Origin of the sequence: Xanthomonas dyei (genome assembly GCF_002939865.1) — a bacterium.
Lineage (GTDB): Bacteria > Pseudomonadota > Gammaproteobacteria > Xanthomonadales > Xanthomonadaceae > Xanthomonas > Xanthomonas dyei.
In genome coordinates, this window is record NZ_MDEE01000013.1 from 14,557 (window position 1) to 32,394 (window position 17,838).

A 17,838-nucleotide genomic window follows, 5' to 3' on the forward strand; every position below is an offset into this window, starting at 1 on the left:
AGGGGTGGGGCGATCGGGATGTTCGCTCCACCATGGCGTCATTCCCCGCCAGAGACGTCATATGGCAAGTCTGATTGCCGCTGGTCGCCCCGATCTGCATGCAGGCAACACCAACGCACTGCACGCCTCACGCGCACGTGCCGTGGCAAGAGCGCTGCAGTACATCGACACGCATCTGTACGAGCCCATCGGCGTAACGCAACTGGCCGGCGCTGCCTGCATGAGCCGCTTCCATTTTGCGCGCGTGTTTCGCGATGCACTGGGCGCCAGCCCGATGGAGTATCTGCGTCGTCGTCGGCTCGAACGCGCCCAGGCCATGTTGCGCGAAGGCCGCCACACCATCAGCCAGATCGCCACCGATCTGTGCTTCTTCGATCAAAGCCATTTTGTCCGCAGCTTCCGCAACGCCACCGGCTGCACGCCGGCGCGCTTTGCCGCGCAAGTGGCCAACGATTCCTGCGCCGCACGCCCCGCACGGCGTGCGCATCGGCACACCGCTGGTTCTTTTTCATCCTCCCTGGAGCATCACGCATGACCACCGCCACCGCCATCCCCGGTAAGTCCCTGTTGTCGCCCGGCGATCACGCGCTGATCCTGATCGACCATCAATCGCAGATGGCGTTCGCCACGCACACCATCGACATCTCGGCGCTGCGCAACAACGTGTCGCTGATTGCCAAGGGCGCCAAAGGCTTCAAGGTGCCTGTGATTCTGACCACTGTCGCCGAGAAATCGTTCTCCGGCCCGTTGTTTCCCGAACTGCCGGAGATCTTTGCCGGCGAGCCGGTGTTCGACCGCACCAGCATGAATGCCTGGGAAGACCAGGGCGTGATCGATCGCGTCAACGCCATCGGCAAGCAGCGGCTGGTGATTGCCGGGCTGTGGACCAGCGTGTGCATCGTCGGCCCGACGCTGTCGGCGATCGAGCAGGGGTTCGAGGTGTACGTGATCACCGATGCCTGCGGCGATGTCAGCGACGAAGCGCACGAGCGTGCAGTGACGCGTATGGTGCAGGCCGGCGCCGCGCCCATCACCAGCGTGCAGTACCTGCTGGAATTGCAGCGCGATTGGGCGCGTAGCGACACCTACGACCTCACCACCGGCATCGCGCGTGCGCATGCAGGCGGCTACGGCATCGGCATTCAGTACGCCAAGACCATGTTCGGGGCGCAGGAAGGCGGGCATTGAACGCATCGGCACTACGCGGCAACGCCGGTCTTGCGTGGGCGTTGTTGATGCTGCGCATTGCCGGCGGCGGCTTCCTGCTGCCGCATGGCCTGGGCAAGTTGCTGGGATGGTTCGGTGGTCCGGGGCTGCCTGGATTCGCCGCTGAATTGCAGCAATTCGGCTTTCCATCTGCACCGCCGTTGCCGTTGCTGCTGGCCTTGGTGCAGACGCTCTCCGGGCTGGCGGTGTTGCTGGGTCTGTGGACGCGTACCAGTGCCGCGCTGGCAGCGGTGTTCATCGCTACCACCGTGGTGGTGGCCGTGCCCAAGGGCTGGTTCTGGATGCACGGTGGCATGGAATACCCGCTGATGTGGCTGCTGGTGTTGCTGGCCCTGGTCGCCGCCGGCGCTGGCGCGTGGTCGCTGGATGGGCTGCGCAGGCGTGGTGTCGCATGAGCGGCGTACCGAATGATCACGATGCCGGACGGCGCCTGTGGATGCAGGGCGCCGCGGCCGGTCTTGCGTTGGGCGCATTGCCCGGCACTTCGTCTGCTTCAAGGAAGTCTCCGATGGTCGATCTTGTCGTTCGCAACGCACGCATCACCACGCTCGATCCTCGTCAGCCCAGCGCCACCGCCATTGCAGTGGCCGATGGGCGCATCGTGGCGGTCGGCGACGACGCACAGATCATGGCGTTGGAAAACGGCGCCCGCAGCATCGACGCACAAGGCCGCCGCCTGCTGCCCGGGCTCAATGACAGCCACACCCATCTGATTCGCGGCGGGCTCAATTACAACCTGGAACTACGCTGGGATGGCGTCCGTTCGCTTGCCGATGCGATGGCGATGTTGAAGGCGCAGGTCGACCGCACGCCAGCGCCGCAATGGGTGCGCGTGGTCGGTGGCTTCACCGCGCATCAGTTCGTCGAAAAGCGCTTGCCGACCCTTGACGAGATCAACGCCATCGCGCCGGAGACGCCGGTGTTTTTGCTGCATCTATACGACCGCGCCTTGCTCAACCGCGCGGCCTTGCGTGCCTGCGGCTACGACAAGCAGACACCGGATCCGCCGGGCGGGCGTATCGAGCGCGACAAGTTGGGCAATCCCACCGGCTTGCTGCTGGCCAAACCCAATGCCTTGATTCTCTATGCCAGCCTAGCCAAGGGCCCGCGCCTGCCGCTGGAGTACCAGGCCAATTCCACGCGTCATTTCATGCGCGAACTCAACCGGCTGGGCATCACCTCGGTGATCGATGCCGGCGGTGGTTTCCAGAATTATCCGGAGGACTACCAAGTCATCGAGCAGCTGCATGCGGCCGACCAATTGAGCGTACGCATCGCCTACAACCTGTTCACCCAGAACAAGGGCAAGGAAGTCGACGACTTCCGCGGCTGGACCGAGATGCTGCCGGTGCGCAAGGGCGACGATCTGCTGCGGCATAACGGCGCCGGCGAAATGCTGGTGTTCTCCGCAGCGGATTTCGAGCAGTTCAGCGAGCCGCGCCCGGAGCTGCCGCCGGAGCTGGAGCCCGAACTGGAGCAGGTGGTGCGGCTACTGGTCGAAAAACGCTGGCCGTTCCGTATCCATGCCACCTATGACGAAAGCATCACGCGCATTCTCGATGTGTACGAAAAGGTCAACGCCGACATTCCGTTCGATGGCCTGCATTGGTTCATCGATCACGCCGAGACCATCACGCCGCGCAATATCGACCGTATCCGCGCATTGAACGGCGGTATCGCCGTGCAGCACCGCATGGCGTATCAGGGTGAGGCATTTGTCGAGCGCTATGGCGTGCAGGCTGCGCGGCACACGCCGCCGGTGCGTCGCATGCTGGCCGCCGGCGTGCCGGTGGGCGCCGGCACCGATGCGACGCGTGTGGCCAGTTACAACCCGTGGGTGGCGTTGTCGTGGCTGGTCACCGGACGCACGGTGGGTGGCCTGGCCCTGTACGGCGAAGAGAACCTGCTCGACCGTGAGCAGGCGTTGCGGCTGTGGACGCAGGGCAGCGCATGGTTCTCCGGCGACGAGAGCCGCAAGGGCACGCTGGCGGCAGGGCAACTGGCCGATTTCATCGTGCTGTCGGACGACTACTTCCGTGTCGACGATGCCGCCATTGCCGACATCACCAGCGTGCTGACCGTGTTGGGTGGGCGCGTGGTGCATGGCGATGGCGACTTCGCCGCGCTGGCACCGACCTTGCCGCCGGCCATGCCGGACTGGTCGCCGGTCAATCGGTTCGGCGGCTATCACGTGGGCGGTGCGGTCAGTGGGCTTGCCAGTGCCGCGCATGTGCACACGCACGGCCACGGGTGTCGCGCGCACGGGCCGCATGGACATGCAGCGCAGCATGCTGCGCCCAGCGATGATCTGCGCGGCTTCTGGGGCGCATTGGGTTGCGCGTGTTTCGCGTTCTGAGATCGGCACTGTCTCGATGCGCCTGCCGGCGCATCTCATACCGTCACCTTGTTTGTTTCACCCCGTCAACTGGAGCTTTGCCGCGATGACTTCTTCTGCCGCACCCGCCGATGGCGGTGCCTGGGCGCCGCTGCGCGAGCCGATCTTTCGTGCGTTATGGCTGGCCATTTTAGGCAGCAACATCGGCACCTGGATCAACGATGTCGCCGCGTCCTGGGTGATGGCCGAACAGACCGGCTCGCCGTTGATGGTGGCGGCGGTGCAATCGGCCACCACCTTGCCAGTGGTGTTGTTCGCGCTGGTGGCCGGCACGCTGGCCGACATCGTCGACCGCCGTCGCTACCTGATGCTGACGCAAGGCTGGATGCTGCTGGTGGCCGGCGCGTTGGCCTTACTGTCGCATCTGCAGTTGCTCACCCCTTGGGTACTGGTGGCATTGACCTTTGCGATGGGTATGGGCGCGGCGATGGCGATGCCGGCTCAGGCGGCGATCGTGTCGGAACTGGTGCCGCGGCCGATGTTGGCCTCGGCGGTGGCGCTCAATTCGATCGGCATGAACATCGCCCGCTCGATCGGCCCGGCGGTTGGCGGTTTGATCGTGGCGCAATTCGGGCCGCCGTGGGCATTTCTGCTCAACGGCGTGACCTTCGGATTGATGCTGCTGGTGTTGTGGCGTTGGCGTCGCGATGTGCATGCGTCCGCATTGCCGCCGGAGAGCTTCGGCGCCGGCCTGCGTGCGGGCCTGCGCTATGCCGCGCGCGCCGGGCGCCTGCAGGCGGTGCTGATCAAGGCCGCCGGGTTCTTCCTGTTCGCCAGCGCATTGACTGCGTTGCTGCCGTTGGTGGTCCGTCGCGACATGCAGCTGGGTGCCGGCAGTTATGGCGTGTTGCTGGGCTGCATCGGCATCGGGGCGATCAGTGGCGCGTTGCTGTTGCCACGCCTGCGCGCGCGCTACGACCGTGATCTGCTGGTATTTGTGGCCACCCTCGTGTGCGCGGTGTCGTTGCTGGGGTTGGCGTTGTCGCGTCAGGTCGGTGTGCTGTGCGTGGTGATGGTGGTCAACGGCCTGGCGTGGATCACCGTGCTGTCGTCCTTGCAGATTGCCGCGCAAACGGCGGTGCCTGCCTGGGTGCGCGCGCGTGCGTTGTCGCTCTACATCGTGGTGTTTTCTGCGGGCATGGCGACCGGTTCGCTGGTCTGGGGCGCGTTGGCGCAGCGCACTTCGATCGCGACCGCCCTACAGATCGCTGCCGTTGGTGCGGTGATCGCGGCGTTGCTGGTCAAGCGTGCACGTATTGCCGGCACCGAGCAGCTGGACCTTGCCCCCGGCGGGCACTGGCCTGCGCCGGCGCAATCGGATGCGGTCGAACACGATCGCGGCCCGGTGCTGGTGACGGTCGAATACCGCATCGCCGCCGACGCACGCGTCACTTTTTTGCAGTTGATGACGCAACTGGGCAACGCACGGCGTCGCGATGGTGCGGTGGTCTGGGGAATCGCCGAAGACGCCGCAACACCTGGCGTGCAACTGGAATACTTCATCGTCGCCTCGTGGCTGGAACATCTGCGCCAGCACGAGCGAGTCACCGGCGACGACCGCCAGCTGCAGGAGCAGATTCGCGCACTGCATCAAGGCGAACGCGCACCGTTGGTCCGTCATTTCGTCGGCGGCGGCGGTGTGGCCTTGCCGCCGCATGCGCATTCGGATATCTGAGAACTTCATCAGCGCGATACACATGATCGGCCTGGCACTGACAAGGCCATCGATCTGGGCTGCGAGCGGCGGAAATTCCGTCGCCCGCAGCTACCGCGGTTGTGGGCACCTTGCAGGTGCTTGCGATGACCTGCGCAGATGCATTGCTGGAACACTTTCTCGCCAGGCGGACTGCGTGCAATCGCATTCCTTGCAGCGGCCCGACTTGCCGCACGGTCGGGTAGGGCAGGGCGATGCAAAAGTCTTGCACTGGTCGGCGTATCGCTTGCGTTGCTGATCGGCATTGGCTGCCGATTGCTTGACCTGGACTTGCCGGCACCGCCACGCATCCACGCTTACCAACACAAAAGGCCGACTCTCACGAGCCGGCCTTTGTCTTATGCATTGACGCAAGAATCAGCTCTTGGCGAAGGCCAGCAGATCCTTGTTGAACTGATCGGCGTGGGTGACGGTTAACCCGTGCGGCGCGCCAGCGTAGATCTTCAGTTCGGCGTTCTTGATGATCTTGGCCGACAACTTGCCCGAGGCATCGATCGGCACGATCTGGTCGTCGTCGCCATGCACCACCAGCGCCGGCACATCGATCTTCTTCAGGTCGGCGGTGTAATCGACCTCGGAGAATTCCTTGATGCAGTCGTACTGGCCCTTGTGGCCGCCCAGCATGCCCTGCAGCCAGAACGAATCGCGCATGCCTTGGGTGACCTTGTTGCCGTCACGGTTGGCGCCGAAGAACGGCGTGGTCAGGTCCTGATAGAACTGCGAGCGGTCCTTGGCAACGCCGTCGCGGATGCCGTCGAACACGCTCATCGGCAGGCCACCGGGATTGGTCGGGCTCTTGACCATCTGCGGCGGCACCGCGCCGACCAACACCACCTTGGCCACGCGCTTGCTGCCATGGCGGCCGACGTAATGCGCCACTTCGCCACCGCCGGTGGAATGGCCGACCAGGATCGCGTCCTTCAGGTCCAGCGCGTCGATCACGGCGGCCAGATCGTCGGCGTAGGTGTCCATGTTGTTACCGTCCCAGGTCTGCGACGAACGGCCATGGCTGCGGCGGTCGTGCGCGATCACGCGATACCCGTGCTGACCCATGAACAGCATTTGCGGGTCCCAGGCATCGGCGCTGAGCGGCCAGCCATGTGCGAAGACGACTGGCTGGCCCTTGCCCCAATCCTTGTAGAAAATGTTGGCGCCGTCGGGACGTTTGACGAAATTGGACATCGGGTTGACTCCGTGAGTGGACGAGTGGGGTGGGGTGGAAGCGGGGGCGCGTGCGGGAGGTGCGGCAGTGGCGAACGCGGGCAACGACAACGCTGCCACGGCAACGGTGCCGGTGATGAGAAAGCTGCGGCGTCCGGCGTCGGCCGGATGCGCCTCGAACGGATCCATAAACACTCCTGGGGGCGAGGGGCATGCAGCCCGGCCAGTGGCACGATGCGATGCGCATCATGCTGGCGCGCGACCGCGCCGCGCAGCGCGAGGCGGGCCACGGGCGTGCCGGTGCATGCGAACAGTAGACCGCCTACGTCGCATTGCAGATTGCATCTGCGTGCGCTCTACAAACGTTATCGGCAACGCTGCGGATCAGATTGTTTGTTGTAGCCGATCCAACGTTGTGGATCTGCCCGCACTACAAGCGCAATTTTGTCGAATCGCGGTGCTGCGCGACGCGTCCGCGTGCATCGATATCGGGCTCTGCAACGCACGATGACGCAGCATTGCATCGACCAGACATGTCGCGCCCGCTGTTCAGTGCAGTGCGGTGTCCCACAGCAGCTTGCCATTCAAGACCACGATCACCGCCGCAATCACCCAGGCCAGGCGTACCAGCCAGGCCGGCGCCACCAGCGCGCCCATCAGGGTTCGGTCCGAGACAAAACGCACCAGCGGAATCACCGCAAACGGCAATTGCATCGACAGCACCACCTGGCTCAGCACCAACAGCCGCGCGGTGCCGGCCTCGCCATACAACCAGGTCACCACAACGACGGGCACGATGGCGATACCGCGGGTGAGCAAGCGGCGCAGCCACGGTGGCAAGCGCAATTGCAGGAAGCCTTCCATCACGATCTGCCCGGCCAACGTCGCGGTGACCGTCGAGTTGACGCCCGAAGCGAGCAGGGCGACCGCAAACAGGGTCGAAGCCAATCCCCCGCCCAGCATCGGCGCGAGCAAGGCATGCGCCTGTTCGATCTCTTGCACATCGGTGCGGCCCTGCGCATGAAACACCGCTGCGGCCAGAATCAGAATCGACGCGTTGATGAACAACGCGAACATCAACGCAACGGTGCTGTCGGTGACGGCCCAACGCAGCGCCGAGCGGCGTCCGGCGTCATCGCGCGGGTAGGCGCGCGTCTGCACGATCGACGAATGCAAATACAGGTTATGCGGCATCACCGTGGCGCCGATGATGCCGATGGCCAGGTACAGCGCCTGCGGGTCGGTGACCACTTGCGCACGCGGAATGAAGCCGCCCAGCACTGCGGCGATCGGCGGAGCCGCCAAGGCGATCTGGATACCGAAGCAAACGAAGATGATCAGCAGCAACGCCATCACAAACGCTTCCAGCGCCCGGAAGCCGCGATTCATCAGCAACAGCACCAGCACCACATCGATCGCAGTGATGATCGCGCCCACGGTCAGCGGAATGCCGAACAACAACTTCAACGCGATTGCGGTGCCGATCACTTCGGCAAGATCGCAGGCGATGATCGCCAGCTCGCACAGTCCCCACAGCGCCAGGTTCACGCCTCGTGGGTAGCGCGCACGGCAGGCCTGCGCCAGATCCAGCCCGGTGGCGATGCCCAGCCGTGCCGACAGGCTCTGCAACACGATCGCCATGATGTTGGACAACAGGATCACCGACAGCAGCAGGTAGCCGAACTGCGAGCCGCCTGCCAGATCGGTGGCCCAGTTGCCCGGGTCCATGTAGCCCACCGACACCATGTAGCCGGGGCCCAGAAAGGCCAGCAACCGGAACCACCAATGGCCGTTCTTGGGCACGGCCACACTGGCGTGATGGTCGCCTAGCCCGCCGTTGGTGGACGCGGGAGAACGCGCAGGGGGGAGGGTGTCGGTGGACATGCAAGGCAGGCAGCGAGGGCGGTCAGACGGATAATATAGCAAGTACTATGCTGTTGAGCATTGGCAAACTCAATCGTATTGATCGGCTGCGTGCTTCACACTACGTACCCCGGCACCGATGCCGGACGCGACGACGAGGATGCGGGTGGGCAAGAGCGAAAAGCTGGAGGCGGCGACGCCGTCCCTGATCGATGCGCAGGTGCATATGGAGAGCTTCCGCCAGGTGCGCGAAGCGCGCCGTGCCGAGCTGGTCGAGGACTATGTGGAACTGATCTCCGATCTATTGGTCGACGGCGGCGAAGCGCGGCAGGTCGATATCGCCGCGCGCCTGGGCGTGGCTCAGCCCACCGTGGCCAAGATGCTCAAGCGCCTGGTCCGCGACGGCTGGGTCGTGCAGCGCCCGTACCGCGGTGTGTTTCTGACCCCGGCCGGGGAGGCGTTGGCGGCTTCCAGTCGGCAGCGGCATCAGATCGTCGAGCGCTTCCTGCTTGCACTGGGCATCGACGAAGCCACCGCGCGTCGCGATGCGGAAGGCATCGAACACCATGTCAGCGAGGCGACCGTTGCCGCATTCGCCGCGTTTCTCGATCGCCAGGGCGGCCTGGCGAAGTGAGTGTGCCGGCCACACCGCTGGTCGATGCGCCGCAGGCGGCCATCGATACGCGCTGGATGCAGCACGCCCTGCAACTGGCCGAGCGTGCCGAGCGCGACTATGACGAAATCCCGGTTGGCGCGGTGTTGATCGATGCCGATGGCAACGTGCTGGGCGAGGGCTGGAACTACAACATCGCCAGTCACGACCCCAGCGCGCATGCCGAGATCATGGCCATGCGCGAAGGCGGACGCCGTCTTGCCAATCACCGCCTGATCGGTTGCACCCTGTACGTCACCCTGGAGCCGTGCGCGATGTGCGCCATGGCCATGATCCACGCGCGCATCGCACGCGTGGTGTTCGCCGCCAGCGACCCCAAGACCGGCGCCTGCGGCAGTGTTTTCGACCTATTGGCCGACCCGCGTCACAACCACCGCGTGCAGACGGCAGGCGGCGTGCTGGCGGCAGAGGCAAGCCTGCGGCTCACCAATTACTTTCGTGCCAAGCGTGGCAAGCCGCCGCTCGTACCCTGAGCGGCATGGCCGCGGTATGATGCGCGCCCTTTCAGTACCCCGGCCGGCAACGGCCTCCACAGGACGGTGATATGGCAGACAACGTTGCGGGCAACGACCGACTGATCTGGATCGATCTGGAAATGACCGGCCTGGATACCGATCGCGATTCGATTATCGAGATCGCCACCATCGTGACCGATGCGCAGTTGAACGTGCTTGCCGAAGGCCCGGAACTGGCCATCGCCCATCCGCTGGCCACGCTGGAAGCGATGGACGAGTGGAACCGCAACCAGCATCGGCGCTCTGGCCTGTGGCAGCGGGTACTCGACAGCCAGGTCACCCATGCTCAGGCCGAAGCGCAGACGGTGGCGTTTCTGGGCGAATGGATCCGTGCCGGCGCCTCGCCGATGTGCGGCAACTCGATCTGCCAGGATCGCCGCTTCCTGCACCGCCAGATGTCGCGCCTGGAGCGCTATTTCCACTACCGCAATCTCGATGTGTCCACCATCAAGGAGCTGGCGCGCCGCTGGGCACCGACGGTGGCCAACGGATTCGCAAAGAGCTCGGCGCACACTGCGCTCAGCGATGTACGCGATTCCATCGACGAACTGCGTCACTACCGCCAGTTCATGGGCGCGCTGGGCGGTGATACCGAGCTCGGCGCCCAGGGCTGATCCTGCAGAACCAACCACGCAATGTGTTTCGCGCGTCGGCAGTCCGTCGCGCCAGCGCCAAGGCGCCAAGGCAACCGTCGCAATCGCAGGAACATCGCAGCGCGCGGTGACACAACATAACGGCCGCATCTTTTGATGCGGCCTTTTGCTTTTTACAGATGATGGACAAGCTCAGCGTGCCAACGGCGGCCCCTTGGTCAGGTCGCCGTCGTCGGCGATGCCCTTGCGCAACAGATCCGAGATCGGCTTGCCATCGGCATCGTGGTGATAAACATGCAGGTCGCGCTGCGGGTACGGAATGTTGAGCCCGTTTTCCAGCAGCTGGTTGCGGATTTGCTCCAGCGTGCTGCTCTTGGCTGCACCAAAATTGCCATTGGTGGCGTAAGCGAACAACATCAGATCCACCGTGCTCTCGCCCAGGTTGGTCACCTGCACGAACGGTGCGGGTGAATCCAGGACGTTCGGATTGTCCTTGGCGATCTGCAGCAACAACTGCTGCGCTTTTTTCAGATCATCCTGGTAACCCACGCCCACTGTCACTTCCAGGCGGCGGTTGGGCAGGGTGCTGTAGTTGATGATGGGCGCCGTGGTGATGGTGCTGTTGGGCAGGGTGATCATGCGCTCGTCGAAGGTCCGCAGACGGGTCTGGAAGATCCGGATCTCGTCCACGATGCCTTCCTGGCCCGCGATCGCCACATGGTCGCCATCGCGCATCGGCCGCAGCACGATCAGCATGACGCCGGCGGCGATGTTGGACAGCGAGTCCTTCAACGCCAGACCGACTGCCAGGCCCGCCGCACCGAGCACCGCAATCAACGAGGTCGGCGGTACGCCGATCTGGCTCAACGCGCTGACGAACACCAACACCAGCAGCAATGCATACATCACATTACGCAGGAAGTTGGTCAACGTGATTTCGATGCGTGCACGGGTCAATGCACGATGCAGCCACTGGCTGAGTTGCTTGGCCAGCCACATGCCGACCACCACGATCAGCAGCGCCACCCCCCAGTTCAACGCGTATTGCGCCCACGGGATCTTTGCCCAGTTGAACGCCGGCTCTGCAGTTGCTGTCGCCGCCGGTTTGGCAGCAGCTGCTCCCGCAGCTGCTGCCATCACTGCACCCAACAGTCCCATCAGCTCTCGCTCTTGAGCTTGGCCAGACGCAGCCAGGTATCGACCACGGTGTCGGGATTCAACGACACCGACTCGATCCCTTCCTGCATCAACCACTCGGCCAGTTCCGGGTGATCCGACGGCCCCTGGCCGCAGATGCCCACGTACTTGCCCTTGGCGCGCGCCGACTTGATCGCCATCGACAGCAGCTTCTTGACCGCTGGGTTCCGCTCGTCGAACAGATGCGCCACAATCGACGAATCGCGGTCCAGGCCCAAGGTCAGCTGGGTCAGATCGTTGGAGCCGATCGAGAAGCCGTCGAAGATCTCCAGGAATTCATCTGCCAGCAGCGCGTTGGACGGCAGCTCGCACATCATGATGATCTTCAGCCCGTTCTCGCCCTGCTTGAGTCCGTTCTGCTCCAGCACCTCGATGACCTTGCGGCCTTCTTCCAGCGTGCGCACGAACGGGATCATCACCCAGAGATTGTCCAGGCCCATCTCGTTGCGCACCTTCAACACCGCCTTGCACTCCAGCGAGAACGCCTTGGTGAAGGACGGGTCGACATACCGGCTGGCGCCGCGGAAGCCGATCATCGGGTTCTCTTCGTGCGGCTCGTAACGCGCGCCGCCGATCAGGTTGGCGTACTCGTTGGACTTGAAGTCCGACAACCGCACGATCACCGTGTGCGGCGCCACCGAGGCGGTCAGCGTGGCGATGCCTTCGGCCAGACGGTTGATGTAGAAGCTCACCGGGTCGCCGTAGCCGGCAATCTTGGCGTCGATCTTCTTGCGGACGTCGGCATCCTGCTTGTCGTACTCCAGCAGCGCGTTCGGGTGGATGCCGATGTGCGCGGCGATGATCATCTCCAGGCGCGCCAGGCCGATGCCGGCGTTGGGCAGCTGACCGAAGTCGAAGGCGCGCTCCGGGTTGGCCACGTTCATCATGATCTTGAGCGGGGCCGGCGGCATGTTGCCCAGGTCGGTGGTGGTGCGCTCGAACGGCAGCAGGCCGTCGTAGATAAAGCCGGTATCGCCTTCGGCGCAGCTCACCGTCACTTCCTGACCGTCGCTGATCATGTCGGTGGCGTTACCCGAGCCGACCACGGCCGGCACGCCGAGCTCGCGCGCGATGATCGCCGCGTGGCAGGTACGGCCGCCACGGTTGGTCACGATCGCCGATGCACGCTTCATCACCGGCTCCCAATCCGGGTCGGTCATGTCCGCGATCAACACGTCGCCCGCCTGCACGCGGTTCATGTCCTCCAGCGAGCGCACCACCCGCGCGACGCCGCTACCGATCTTGGCGCCGACCGCGCGGCCTTCGACCAGGATCTTGGCGTCCTTGGCATCGAGCGAGAAGCGCTCGATCTGGGTGGCATGGCTGCGCGACTTCACCGTTTCCGGGCGCGCCTGCACGATGAACAACTTGCCGCTCACGCCGTCCTTGGCCCACTCGATGTCCATCGGGCGGCCGTAATGCTTTTCGATCACCAGCGCCTGCTTGGAAAGCTCCTGCACATCTTCGTCGCTGATCGAGAAGGTATTGCGCAGCTCCACCGGGGTGTCTTCGGTGCGTACGCGCTCGCCGGGCACATCCGAATAGACCATGCGGATCGCCTTGCTGCCGAGCGAGCGACGCAGGATCGCCGGCTTGCCTGCCGTGAGCGTGGGCTTGTAGACGTAGAACTCGTCGGGATTGACCGCGCCCTGCACGACCATTTCGCCCAGGCCGAAGCTGGAGGTGACGAACACCACATCGCGGAAGCCGGACTCGGTGTCCAGCGTGAACAACACGCCGGCCGCGCCGACGCCCGAGCGCACCATCAGCTGCACGCCTGCCGACAGGAACACGTCCTCGTGCTTGAAGCCATGGTGTACGCGGTACGCAATCGCGCGGTCGTTGTAGAGGCTAGCGAACACTTCCTTGACCTTGTGCACGACATCGTCGGCGCCGGTCACATTGAGGAAGGTTTCCTGCTGGCCTGCGAAGGAGGCGTCCGGCAGGTCTTCCGCAGTCGCAGAAGAACGCACCGCCACGGCGATGTCGCCGCCGCCGTTCTCTGCGCACAGCTGTTCGTAAGCGGTGCGGATGTCGCGGTCCAGTTCCGGCTGCAACGGCGCATCGATCACCCAGCCGCGAATTTCCTTGCCGGCCGCAGTGAGGGCGGTGACGTCTTCGACGTCCAGCGTTGCGAGCTTGTCGAAAATCCGCTTGGACAGATCGTTGTGCGCGATGAAGTCCTTGAATGCTTCGGCAGTGGTCGCATATCCACCGGGAACCGAAACGCCCAACCCGGCCAAGTTGCCGATCATCTCGCCGAGCGAGGAATTTTTACCGCCTACGCGGGCCAGATCGACCAGGCGTAGCTCATGCAACCACAGGATATTCTCGTTCAAGCGCGATGCTCCGTAAGGCCATCGCCCGAGCGGGCTGAATGGCCGCGACCGTAGGAAGAAGCCGCTATGATGCAGTGCACAGCGGAACCTGCACAAGCATGAACCCGTAAGTTTTGGACACTAGTTCAAAGAGGTGGTCTTGATGTCAACAATCCGGCCGGTGTTTTACGTCTCTGATGGAACCGGTATCACCGCTGAAACGATTGGGCATAGCCTGCTCACCCAGTTCAGCGGTTTCAACTTCGTCACAGACCGCATGTCGTTCATTGATGATGCAGAAAAAGCGCGCGACGCCGCGATGCGGGTGCGCGCTGCCGGCGAGCGTTACCAAGTGCGCCCGGTGGTGGTCAATTCGTGCGTCGATCCGCAGCTGAGCATGATCCTGGCCGAAAGCGGTGCGCTGATGCTGGATGTGTTCGCGCCCTTCATCGAGCCGCTGGAGCGCGAGCTCAACGCGCCGCGACACTCGCGCGTGGGCCGTGCGCACGGCATGGTCGATTTCGAGACTTACCACCGCCGCATCAATGCGATGAACTTCGCGCTGAGTCACGACGACGGCATCGCGCTCAACTACGACGAGGCCGACGTGATCCTGGTGGCGGTGTCGCGGGCGGGCAAGACGCCCACCTGCATCTACCTGGCCTTGCATTACGGCATTCGCGCCGCCAACTATCCGTTGACCGAAGAAGATCTGGAAAGCGAACGGTTGCCGCCGCGGTTGCGCAACTACCGCAACAAGTTGTTCGGCCTGACCATCGATCCGGAACGGTTACAGCAGATCCGTCAGGAGCGCCGCGCCAACTCGCGCTACAGCGCGGCAGAAACCTGCCGCCGCGAGGTCGCAACCGCCGAGCGCATGTTCCAGATGGAGCGCATCCCCACGCTGAGCACCACCAACACCTCGATCGAAGAAATCTCCAGCAAGGTGTTGTCGACCTTGGGGCTGCAGCGCGAGATGTTTTGAGGCCGGGATTCGCCGGGCGGGATTCGGGATCGGGCAAGCAAGCGGCGCGTCCACAATCCGGGGAGCTGCCGCGACGCGGCTGACGGCTTGCTGGCAGCCCAAGAAAAATCAAGCGGGCGGGGCAGGGCTCCGCCAAGGTAGGCCTGCCATTGGGCCCTCGTCAATGCTGCCCGTGCGGCAGCGCAGCGTGTAGGATCGGCGCATGGCCCAAGCATTGAGCAAACTCGAGATCATCCCCCGCCTGAGCCGGTTCGGCTGGCTGATGGGGTTGTACGCAGAAAACTTCCAGCATCTCACCCGGCTGTTCGCGCCGGCCGATCTGGCGCCTGGCTCGTATGTGTCGTCGATCGGCGATGGGCTGAACCTGCGGCTGGACGTGATCGAATGCCATCGCTACACCGTCGAGCTGCGCCTGACCTACGACCTGTGCGACCCGGTGACCGGTGAGCCGGATCCGTCTGCGTATGTGCGTCTGTACCGCGATGCGCGCCAGGCCGAGACCACGCATTGCTATGTGGGCCGTCGCTGGCAGGACGTGATGGGGATGTTCCCGCCGCCGGCCGAGCTGATCAGTCACCGCATGCGCATGAATACCTTCCTGGGCAAGTGGCTGGAGTACCTGGCCGAACGCGGCCATGGCGTCGCCACCCTGCGGCTGGACACCGACTACGTTGCGCCGCCGCGGCCCAGCCCGCAGGTGGTTGTCGGTTAAGTGCAGTAGGTAGATGGCGCGTGCGCATCGTTAGCGAGCGCGGCTGTTAGCCAGAAATGGCCAGTGACCGGCATGTGGGTGGAACTTGCCGATGGCTTGGCGCACCGTTCACCGGAGTCGTTCAAGGCACGACCGCATAGCGCCCAATCACCGCTAGCCACCACGCTAGACGCATGTCATCGGTCATACTGATGCGCTTCGTTGCAGATCGCGCGCCATGCCCTATACCCCGATTGTCGCCACGCTTGGCTATCTGTTGTCGCCCGACGGCACGCAGGTGCTGATGATCCACCGCAATGCCCGCCCCGGCGATCAACACCTGGGCAAGTACAACGGGCTCGGTGGCAAGGTGGAGCCGCACGAAGACGTGCTGGCCTGCATGCGCCGCGAGATTTGCGAAGAAGCCGGCGTCGCGTGCGGCGACATGCAATTGCGCGGCACCATCAGCTGGCCCGGGTTCGGCAAGCAGGGCGAGGACTGGCTGGGCTTCGTGTTCCTGATCCGCAGCTTCGATGGCACGCCCCAAACCTCCAACCCGGAAGGCACGCTGGAGTGGGTGCCTCTCGCGCAGATGGATCAGGTGCCGATGTGGGAGGGCGACCGCAACTTCCTGCCGCTGGTGTTCGATGGCGACCCGCGCCCCTTTCATGGGGTGATGCCGTATCGCGACGGGCGCATGCAATCGTGGAGCTATTCGCGCGTCTGATCCGCTGGCGTGCGGGCCGCGCTCCGGGCCGCCGGCATGCCAAGCCGCACTCGTCCGGCTCACTCGTGCTGTCGGCCATCTCCGCACTCAGTCAAGCGAGATTGCCCGCACAGTTTTCCACATCCCCTGTGGATGGACGCTGCGCAAGTCTGTGGACAAGTCCGCAAGCCGCCTGCGGCGCAACGCGCTCGCACCGGCTGGTCAAAATTTCGCCAGTGCGATTATTGGGCGGTCCAGCCGCCATCGATGGCGATGGATTGCCCGGTGATGTTGCGTGCCGCATGCGACATCAGGAACGCCACCGTGCCAGCCAGCTCGTCGTACTCGATGAAGGCGCCCTTGGGCATCGGCTTGAGCATCACATCGCGGATCACCGCCTCTTCGGCAATGCCGCGCGTGCGCGCCTGGTCGGCGATCTGGCGCTCCACCAATGGCGTGCGCACATAGCTGGGGCACAGCGTGTTGACGGTGATGTCGCAATCGGCGGTTTCCAGTGCGATGACCTTGGCCAGGCCGACCAGGCCATGCTTGGCCGCCACATACGCGCTCTTATAGGGGCTGGCGACCAACGAATGGATGCTGCCGATATTGACGATGCGCCCGTAGCCTGCCGCGCGCATGCTCGGCAGTACGGCACGGCTGAGTCGCGCAGCGCCGGTCAGCATGACGTCGACCAGCAGGGCCCAGCGCTGCATCGGGAAGTCTTCCAGCGCGGCGACCTGCTGCAAGCCGGCGTTGTTCACCAGCACTTGCGGCGGCTGCGAGGCGCCGGCCAGCGCGTGCGCAATGCTGTCGTCGTCGGTGACATCCAGCACCAGTGCTTCGGCCGAGCCGCCGGCGTCGCGCACGCGCTGGGCCGTGTGCTCGGCGGCGGCCAGGTCCATGTCGCTGACCAGCAAATGGTGGCCGTCGCTTGCCAGGTGGGTGGCGATGCCGGCGCCAATGCCGCTGCCCGCGCCCGTGATCAGGATGCTGCGCATCGGGTGTCCTTCACTGTGATGCGCAGCCGGGAGCGGCCACGCTGATCGCCAGCCTAGCGGAGGACGGGCAAACGGTCGCCTGCATGGCGCGCGCGCGTTACCCTTCGCACCTCGCTCTGATCAGGTTCCGCATGAAACGCCATTTTTCGATGCTGCGCGATTTCCAACTTGCGGACTGGTTCACGCTGGCCAATGCCTTCTGCGGTACTGGGGCAGTGTTCGCGGCGATGCGGTTCCTGCAGGAAGGACACAGTGGGGACCTGTTGCTGGGTATGGCGCTGATCCCGTTGGCGTTCGTGTTCGATGCGCTGGACGGGCACGTCGCGCGTTGGCGCAAGGCGTCTTCCACCCTGGGTCGCGAGCTGGATTCGCTGGCCGACGTGATTTCCTTCGGTGTGGCGCCGGCGGCGCTGGGTTATGCCTGCGGCATGCGTGGCGGCTGGGACTGGCTGGTCCTGAGCTATTTCGTCTGCTGCGGCGTGAGCCGGCTGGCACGCTACAACGTCACCGCCGAAGAGATCGCCGGCGAAGCCGACAAGGTGCCGTACTTCGAAGGCACGCCGATTCCGACCAGCCTGGTGCTGGTGATCCTGCTCGCGGTCGCCGCCAGCAGCGGCCATATCGGGCAGACCCTGTGGTGGAGCCAGTGGCAGCTCGGGCCGTGGCAGTTTCACCCGCTGGTGCTGCTGTTCGCCATCTCCGGCTCGCTGATGATCAGCAAGACGTTGCGGATCCCCAAGCCCTGAGCGGCACGCTGAGTCACACGCGGTAGGATGGCTTGGTGGATCGTCACAGGAGG

Annotated in this window: 17 protein-coding genes and 1 pseudogene; 13 read left to right on the top strand and 5 right to left on the bottom strand. The window is 64.4% G+C overall.

Annotated elements, in window-relative coordinates; genetic code table 11:
• Positions 1–61 precede the first annotated feature (61 nt).
• From XdyCFBP7245_RS10475 to XdyCFBP7245_RS24490, 6 genes and pseudogenes are all read left to right on the top strand, one after another.
• Positions 62–535 carry a helix-turn-helix transcriptional regulator gene (locus XdyCFBP7245_RS10475; RefSeq protein WP_104615609.1) on the top strand — a complete coding sequence of 158 codons (474 nt, stop codon included), beginning with the start codon at positions 62–64 and terminating at the stop codon, positions 533–535.
• Complete coding sequence (locus XdyCFBP7245_RS10480; RefSeq protein WP_104615610.1) at positions 532–1,188, top strand: hydrolase; 657 nt, start codon at positions 532–534, stop codon at positions 1,186–1,188. The genes XdyCFBP7245_RS10475 and XdyCFBP7245_RS10480 overlap by 4 nt, the downstream gene beginning before the upstream one ends.
• Entirely contained in the window at positions 1,185–1,622 is a 438-nt protein-coding gene (locus XdyCFBP7245_RS10485) for a DoxX family protein (protein ID WP_170068603.1), read from the top strand. Before XdyCFBP7245_RS10480 ends, XdyCFBP7245_RS10485 begins: the two co-directional genes overlap by 4 nt.
• 113 nt (positions 1,623–1,735) lie before the next feature.
• Positions 1,736–3,583 (top strand): amidohydrolase, encoded by a 1,848-nt coding sequence (locus tag XdyCFBP7245_RS10490; RefSeq protein ID WP_211287676.1) that lies wholly within the window; start codon positions 1,736–1,738, stop codon positions 3,581–3,583.
• Positions 3,584–3,668: 85 nt separating this feature from the next.
• A complete protein-coding gene (locus XdyCFBP7245_RS10495; RefSeq protein WP_104615612.1) occupies positions 3,669–5,297 on the top strand; it encodes an MFS transporter in 1,629 nt (542 codons plus the stop codon).
• 249 nt (positions 5,298–5,546) lie between these two features.
• Positions 5,547–5,627, top strand: a pseudogene (locus tag XdyCFBP7245_RS24490) (xapx domain-containing protein); the annotation flags it as partial.
• Positions 5,628–5,693: 66 nt separating this feature from the next.
• Here the strand turns inward: XdyCFBP7245_RS24490 and XdyCFBP7245_RS10510 are convergent.
• Positions 5,694–6,518 carry an alpha/beta fold hydrolase gene (locus XdyCFBP7245_RS10510; protein ID WP_104615679.1) on the bottom strand — a complete coding sequence of 275 codons (825 nt, stop codon included), beginning with the start codon at positions 6,516–6,518 and terminating at the stop codon, positions 5,694–5,696.
• A 528-nt stretch (positions 6,519–7,046) separates the two neighbouring features.
• Positions 7,047–8,381 (bottom strand): Nramp family divalent metal transporter, encoded by a 1,335-nt coding sequence (locus tag XdyCFBP7245_RS10515; RefSeq protein ID WP_104615614.1) that lies wholly within the window; start codon positions 8,379–8,381, stop codon positions 7,047–7,049.
• A gap of 145 nt (positions 8,382–8,526) precedes the next feature.
• Here XdyCFBP7245_RS10515 and mntR point away from each other — a divergent pair, with 145 nt between their 5' ends.
• From mntR to orn, 3 genes are all read left to right on the top strand, one after another.
• Positions 8,527–8,994: a manganese-binding transcriptional regulator MntR gene (gene mntR / locus XdyCFBP7245_RS10520; protein ID WP_039424111.1), complete on the top strand. Its 468-nt coding sequence runs from the start codon at positions 8,527–8,529 to the stop codon at positions 8,992–8,994.
• A gap of 56 nt (positions 8,995–9,050) precedes the next feature.
• A complete protein-coding gene (tadA, locus tag XdyCFBP7245_RS10525; RefSeq protein ID WP_211287682.1) occupies positions 9,051–9,506 on the top strand; it encodes a tRNA adenosine(34) deaminase TadA in 456 nt (151 codons plus the stop codon).
• A gap of 71 nt (positions 9,507–9,577) precedes the next feature.
• On the top strand, positions 9,578–10,162 hold the full coding sequence (orn, locus tag XdyCFBP7245_RS10530; protein WP_104615616.1) for an oligoribonuclease: 585 nt from the start codon (positions 9,578–9,580) through the stop codon (positions 10,160–10,162).
• Between the two features lie 171 nt (positions 10,163–10,333).
• On the opposite strand, the gene XdyCFBP7245_RS10535 is transcribed toward orn, so the two are convergent.
• The gene (locus XdyCFBP7245_RS10535) at positions 10,334–11,299 is read right to left on the bottom strand and encodes a mechanosensitive ion channel family protein (protein WP_104615617.1); all 966 of its coding nucleotides are present in this window, start codon (positions 11,297–11,299) and stop codon (positions 10,334–10,336) included.
• Positions 11,299–13,677 carry a phosphoenolpyruvate synthase gene (ppsA, locus tag XdyCFBP7245_RS10540; RefSeq protein ID WP_104615618.1) on the bottom strand — a complete coding sequence of 793 codons (2,379 nt, stop codon included), beginning with the start codon at positions 13,675–13,677 and terminating at the stop codon, positions 11,299–11,301. The genes XdyCFBP7245_RS10535 and ppsA overlap by 1 nt, the downstream gene beginning before the upstream one ends.
• 142 nt (positions 13,678–13,819) lie before the next feature.
• Here ppsA and ppsR point away from each other — a divergent pair, with 142 nt between their 5' ends.
• From ppsR to XdyCFBP7245_RS10555, 3 genes are all read left to right on the top strand, one after another.
• The gene (gene ppsR, locus XdyCFBP7245_RS10545) at positions 13,820–14,641 is read left to right on the top strand and encodes a posphoenolpyruvate synthetase regulatory kinase/phosphorylase PpsR (protein ID WP_104615680.1); all 822 of its coding nucleotides are present in this window, start codon (positions 13,820–13,822) and stop codon (positions 14,639–14,641) included.
• Between the two features lie 202 nt (positions 14,642–14,843).
• A complete protein-coding gene (locus tag XdyCFBP7245_RS10550) occupies positions 14,844–15,353 on the top strand; it encodes a DUF1249 domain-containing protein (protein ID WP_104615619.1) in 510 nt (169 codons plus the stop codon).
• Positions 15,354–15,570: 217 nt separating this feature from the next.
• A complete protein-coding gene (locus tag XdyCFBP7245_RS10555) occupies positions 15,571–16,059 on the top strand; it encodes an NUDIX hydrolase (RefSeq protein ID WP_104615620.1) in 489 nt (162 codons plus the stop codon).
• A 221-nt stretch (positions 16,060–16,280) separates the two neighbouring features.
• Here XdyCFBP7245_RS10555 and XdyCFBP7245_RS10560 read toward each other — a convergent pair whose 3' ends face one another.
• Complete coding sequence (locus tag XdyCFBP7245_RS10560) at positions 16,281–17,039, bottom strand: 3-hydroxybutyrate dehydrogenase (protein ID WP_104615621.1); 759 nt, start codon at positions 17,037–17,039, stop codon at positions 16,281–16,283.
• 83 nt (positions 17,040–17,122) lie between these two features.
• On the opposite strand from XdyCFBP7245_RS10560, the gene XdyCFBP7245_RS10565 reads away from it, so the two are divergent.
• A complete protein-coding gene (locus XdyCFBP7245_RS10565; RefSeq protein WP_211287677.1) occupies positions 17,123–17,785 on the top strand; it encodes a CDP-alcohol phosphatidyltransferase family protein in 663 nt (220 codons plus the stop codon).
• Positions 17,786–17,838: the final 53 nt, after the last annotated feature.

Bases quoted from the DNA above. Each gene is read 5' to 3' on its own strand.
- XdyCFBP7245_RS10475 (WP_104615609.1), top strand. From the start codon at position 62: ATGGCAAGTCTGATTGCCGCTGGTCGCCCCGATCTGCATGCAGGCAAC.
- XdyCFBP7245_RS10480 (WP_104615610.1), top strand. From the start codon at position 532: ATGACCACCGCCACCGCCATCCCCGGTAAGTCCCTGTTGTCGCCCGGC.
- XdyCFBP7245_RS10490 (WP_211287676.1), top strand. From the start codon at position 1,736: ATGGTCGATCTTGTCGTTCGCAACGCACGCATCACCACGCTCGATCCT.
- XdyCFBP7245_RS10495 (WP_104615612.1), top strand. From the start codon at position 3,669: ATGACTTCTTCTGCCGCACCCGCCGATGGCGGTGCCTGGGCGCCGCTG.
- XdyCFBP7245_RS10510 (WP_104615679.1), bottom strand. From the start codon at position 6,518: ATGTCCAATTTCGTCAAACGTCCCGACGGCGCCAACATTTTCTACAAG.
- XdyCFBP7245_RS10515 (WP_104615614.1), bottom strand. From the start codon at position 8,381: ATGTCCACCGACACCCTCCCCCCTGCGCGTTCTCCCGCGTCCACCAAC.
- tadA (WP_211287682.1), top strand. From the start codon at position 9,051: ATGCAGCACGCCCTGCAACTGGCCGAGCGTGCCGAGCGCGACTATGAC.
- orn (WP_104615616.1), top strand. From the start codon at position 9,578: ATGGCAGACAACGTTGCGGGCAACGACCGACTGATCTGGATCGATCTG.
- XdyCFBP7245_RS10535 (WP_104615617.1), bottom strand. From the start codon at position 11,299: ATGGGACTGTTGGGTGCAGTGATGGCAGCAGCTGCGGGAGCAGCTGCT.
- ppsR (WP_104615680.1), top strand. From the start codon at position 13,820: ATGTCAACAATCCGGCCGGTGTTTTACGTCTCTGATGGAACCGGTATC.
- XdyCFBP7245_RS10550 (WP_104615619.1), top strand. From the start codon at position 14,844: ATGGCCCAAGCATTGAGCAAACTCGAGATCATCCCCCGCCTGAGCCGG.
- XdyCFBP7245_RS10555 (WP_104615620.1), top strand. From the start codon at position 15,571: ATGCCCTATACCCCGATTGTCGCCACGCTTGGCTATCTGTTGTCGCCC.
- XdyCFBP7245_RS10560 (WP_104615621.1), bottom strand. From the start codon at position 17,039: ATGCGCAGCATCCTGATCACGGGCGCGGGCAGCGGCATTGGCGCCGGC.
- XdyCFBP7245_RS10565 (WP_211287677.1), top strand. From the start codon at position 17,123: ATGGCGCGCGCGCGTTACCCTTCGCACCTCGCTCTGATCAGGTTCCGC.